The organism is Halomonas citrativorans (assembly GCF_014898005.1).
GTDB lineage: Bacteria > Pseudomonadota > Gammaproteobacteria > Pseudomonadales > Halomonadaceae > Vreelandella > Vreelandella citrativorans.
On record NZ_JABUYX010000049.1, the window covers coordinates 1 to 4256 of the forward strand.

At 58.0% G+C, this 4256-nt stretch carries 4 protein-coding genes; 1 reads left to right on the forward strand and 3 read right to left on the reverse strand.

The annotated features are described in order from the left end of the window. The coding region (locus tag INT20_RS17795) for a hypothetical protein (RefSeq protein WP_226912247.1) at window positions 1–758 on the forward strand (758 nt) is incomplete at its 5' end. 1200 nt (window positions 759–1958) lie between these two features. On the opposite strand, the gene INT20_RS17800 is transcribed toward INT20_RS17795, so the two are convergent. The 3 genes from INT20_RS17800 to INT20_RS17810 form a co-directional block, all read right to left on the reverse strand. Continuing rightward, window positions 1959–2216, reverse strand: coding sequence for a hypothetical protein (locus INT20_RS17800; protein ID WP_193057439.1), 258 nt, complete (start codon window positions 2214–2216; stop codon window positions 1959–1961). Beyond that, entirely contained in the window at window positions 2209–2610 is a 402-nt protein-coding gene (locus INT20_RS17805; RefSeq protein ID WP_226912248.1) for a helix-turn-helix domain-containing protein, read from the reverse strand. The genes INT20_RS17800 and INT20_RS17805 overlap by 8 nt, the downstream gene beginning before the upstream one ends. Before the next feature lie 695 nt (window positions 2611–3305). After that, window positions 3306–3740, reverse strand: coding sequence for a hypothetical protein (locus INT20_RS17810; RefSeq protein ID WP_193057441.1), 435 nt, complete (start codon window positions 3738–3740; stop codon window positions 3306–3308). Window positions 3741–4256 lie beyond the last annotated feature (516 nt).

Below are 4256 nucleotides of genomic sequence, written 5' to 3' on the forward strand. Positions count from 1 at the left end.
GCCAGGCCGCCCAAAATTCGCAGAATTTTTGCCGCCGACAGGCGGCTGGTTTTGGCTTCGGAGACGCCATGCTGAGATTGTTGTTCATCGCGCTGCTAGGCGCTGTACCAGTCGCGGTAGCGACCTGGTACAGCTGGCCGCAGCTCGTTGAGTTGCACAGCATCGGCTATCCGCTGGAGCGGTTACTGTTGGTAGGTGCGGGCCTGAGCTGGTTGTTGGTTGTCGTGCTGGGCAGCATGCTGCCGCTACTGCGCTGGATTGAGGACGCCGAGCGGGAGCGCATTCAGCACAATGCGCAACGTGATATGGCTGAACAGCGGGAGCGGGCCCTGGTAGACGCTGAAACAGCGTCGTTTGCCGTGGCTGAGGCTGAGCGTTTGCGTGGTTTGGCTGAACGACATGCGCAGGAGGCGGAGCAACGAGCGACAGAGAGGGCGCTGGCCGAGCTGGAGCATAGCCGCAGGGCCATGCAAGAACGGCAGGAGGCGCTCGACCAGCAGACCGCCCAGATTGAGCAGCAGCAGGCCCAGCTCGATGCGGTTGAGGCTCAATATCGAGTATGGGTTAAGCAGCAGCAAGCCGCTGTGGCTCAAGCTGAGCATGAGCGCGATCAGGCCCGTGAGATGATGCGGAACCGCCTGTGTGGCCATGAGCGACGCTTGCGGCAGGCGACAGGCCACGAGCACATGGATTTTGAGACGTTGAAGATGATCAGCCCTCCGCGCCCCGTGCGCGTACGGCGGCATGCAGCGTCTTAGCTGAGCAAGTCCCCTGACACACGGGATCCATAGTGTGTCACCAGGGCCAGATGCCCACTGGAGCCGCCGTCCCTATCGGCCTCGATCCAGGTTACGCAGTACCTGAGACCCCGCAGAAATAGGGGGGTGACTGTAGTACCTCGCGAAAGCGCTACCGCGCATGAAGCGCCGCAGGGTTAAGTAAAGTCGATAGACGCTCTTTAAACCGTTGATTTGCCAAGTGTTCCGATTCCACTGGGATCGGATGCGAGAAGAGAAACCTAGTGCTGCCAACACTGGGGAGGCCCGACAGTCGCCAACTGTCGGGCTGCCACTGCCGAAGCCGTGTGCTCCTAATCGAGCTGGCACGGCAAACGTAGGGCGCTCCGGGGTGAAATCCCCCGGTTCGACCCAATCCACTGGACGCCCGAACGGGCGGGGTTGGGCGACACGGAAACGGGCCTCGTGGTGACACGACCAGCCCTGTTTGTTCCGAACAGGTGAAAATCCTGGCTGCGGGCTGCTGGAAACGGTAGAACGGAGACCCTGCTGGTGGGCTGCTGAGGGCGTTCGTAAGGCGTCAGGGCGCGGAGGGGAAACCTGGAAGCGTTGGTACTCGATGGGGCAACCTTTTGAGATCGCTGTATAGCTCAAGCCAGTAATTGCGGCCGTTGAGGTCGCATCGGGGTAAGAGGCACACAGCCATGACCTTGCGGGTCTGGCCATCATGTTGAAGGACGGCGCTAGTAAGCGAGCTGCTTTGGAATCTCGGGCCGCTGAAAACCCTGCTACGGCAGGTGTGAGGTGTAGACCAGGGCGTCGATCTGGAGTGAGTGGCGGTGTGTTTTGACGTAACAGACTAACGTGGGAAGCACCTGGGCGGATGGACGGTTGGCACTGTCCAAGCCAGGTGTGGGAGAGCTGTTGAGTAGGCGCGAAAGCTGCTGGGCGATATGGTCGAAGCCCAGTGGTGAGGCGGAATAAGGTCAGGTTGGCACCTGGCCCCGCTATGAGCTGAAAGACGGCGGTGGTGGCGTTCTCTGGGGGTGGCACCCCACGCATAGTGCTCCCCGTTGCGATGGTATCGCGGCGGAGCACTTGGCAAACACGGTTTTAAGGGCACATGACCCTGTGAAGCTCCTGCACCCTTCGGGGTGCGGGGGCTTTCTCAAGCGCCTGGCTTCGGGTGCTTGAGAAAGCCTATCCCTTCCCATCAGGCCTCTAAGCCCGCAGAAGGGCGTCTCTGCCTTCCTCCAAGCATCTGGCTTGGCCAAACGACCAACCGGCCATCCAGGCGTCTCGCTGAGCCGTTTTGAGCGCATGTGGGCACGTTGATCGGCCATGGCCTAGCGGTTGCTCTGCTAAGTGCCAGGCAACGGCGTTATGCAGCCCCGCGTGCCACTCTGGCGACTTGTCGCTACCCCAGCCTACAGCTGTCAGCAGCTTGTCAGCGTGGTCATGGTGCCATTGCTCAATCATTGGTGTTCTCTCCGAACATATCCGCAGTATCTGGGTCGCGGTAAGGCAGGTCTGGTTCAGTGCCATCGAGTAGCCCCTGGCTAGGAGGTTCGGCAGATTCACCATGTGGAACCTGGGTCTCTCCACGCATCAGAGTGGGGATCTGGCGGAGCTGTGGTCGGCCATTTAGAGGTTGTTGCTGTTCACTCTCAGACGCCAGCACTTGGGCAGAAAACCGGCTGTAGCGCAGCTTTTCACGAGGCTGCCCCCAGGCAACACGGTCGTTAACCAGATATGCCAAAGCGCCGCCTTTTCCGCCAATTTGAATAACCTCTATCCAGCGATCTGCTTCCAGCCTCTGGATGGCCTTGCGCACTGTGTTGCGGTGTACTGGCTGTTGGCCAGGAAGGGCCATCAACTCACCGAGAGTAGTTTGACTAGCAACAACTGCGTTCCCATCACTCATATGGGCCACTAGAACATGGGCTAACCTAGCCGCCATTGGGGCTTTAGCTATCAACTGTCCCCAGGCTTCATGGGATGCTCGCTCGGTTTGCACCCATGTCCTGTAGCGATTCTGTGATTCAGGCATTTTGCCAAGTTGCTTTGCCATAGTGTGCACCCCTGTAGCACTGGAAGTGCGATATGCACTCTGTAGGCAGCATATAACACTTTCCACGCTATTTTCTAGTGTGCATATCGCACTCTAAGGAATGCATATTGCACTCAACCTGCACACTCTAGGGAGTGCACCCCTGCACACTCTAGGGAGTGCACCCCCCCCCTACTAAGTGCATGTTTTTAGATGGTTTCGTAAAACGCCTCTCTATGTTCTGACTAGGGGTGGCCCTGGGGCGGGCACTAACGCCCTCGTTCCTCGGTTGTTGGGCACCGCCGTTCACGAATCGGAGATTCGTTTCACGACGGATGCCAGGGAGGGGAATTGTTCCAATTTTTTAACCCATCAACTGCAACCCCGTTTAGCAAGGAAAGGAGGGGTATCCGCGATAGCGGATGCAGCGACGAAGGAGCGGGAACCCGCTGGGCACTGCACTGAGGGCCTGCACGTGGGCTTAGGCGCCGCTGGGACTAAAGGCACCCCCAGTCGTGCTAAACCGATGTTTTTGTTGTTTTGGTTCTGGCGGCGATGCTCTCAGCTTTGACGGTCTCGCCTTGGGTGTAGCGACCTAGCCAGCCGATGTGGAGCCGTTTATGTGGCCACTCGCCTCGGTTCAGGCGCTTCCATCGCTTTACCGCGCTGTTCTCCAGGGCGTATGCCTGTTTCCTGGACTGAGCAAATCCTGGCACGCGCTGCAGGCTGTGTAGGGCCTGCCGGAGGGCATCGCCGCCGTCACTAGGCGCGTTTTGTACTGCGCTGGCTAAACGGGCCTCCCAGCCTGCATAGGAATCCGCAGTGATTCGCCAGGTCCACGCAGGGCTATTGCCTGGGCGCGGGGCTTTTAGGGCCTCATAATCAGCATCCGGCATGGTCAAGCGCCCGCGTTTGCTGCTGCTTTGCTTTAGGTCTTCGAGGTCGTGGGCCATGCCCTCGCCCTCTGTAACTAGCAGCCACCACCAGATTTTGCCGGGGTTGGTTTTGTCCACCAAGCCAACCAAATAGCTATTGCACTGGCCTTTGGCTTTGCGTCGCCACCGTTGTTGAGCTGTTGCGTGAATTAGATAACGGTCTAAAAATTTAGCCTCAAGTGCAGGCCATTTTTTGGCCTCGATGCTGCCGGCTGTCCAGTAGATATATCCCCTCGACAGGTGCCGAAGCAAAAGACGCATCGCGTCTGTTTTGTACCGAAAAATCACTGGATGATTCCCCCCGATTTTCTGTTTTGCACGAACACCTTTATCGCTATATCCTACTGAGAGTATGTGAGTAATATACCTGCCAATGTAGATTGTGCTATATAAGAATCTTGCACAATTGTAGATTTAGGCACAAAGAGATTCCTAGCGCTGCGCGCTATGCGGCCTTGCCAGGCCGCCCAAAATTCGCAGAATTTTTGCCGCCGACAGGCGGCTGGTTTTGGCTTCGGAGACGCCATGCTGAGA

Bases quoted from the DNA above. Each gene is read 5' to 3' on its own strand.
- INT20_RS17800 (WP_193057439.1), bottom strand. From the start codon at position 2,216: ATGATTGAGCAATGGCACCATGACCACGCTGACAAGCTGCTGACAGCT.
- INT20_RS17810 (WP_193057441.1), bottom strand. From the start codon at position 3,740: ATGGCCCACGACCTCGAAGACCTAAAGCAAAGCAGCAGCAAACGCGGG.
- INT20_RS17805 (WP_226912248.1), bottom strand. From the start codon at position 2,610: ATGGCCCTTCCTGGCCAACAGCCAGTACACCGCAACACAGTGCGCAAG.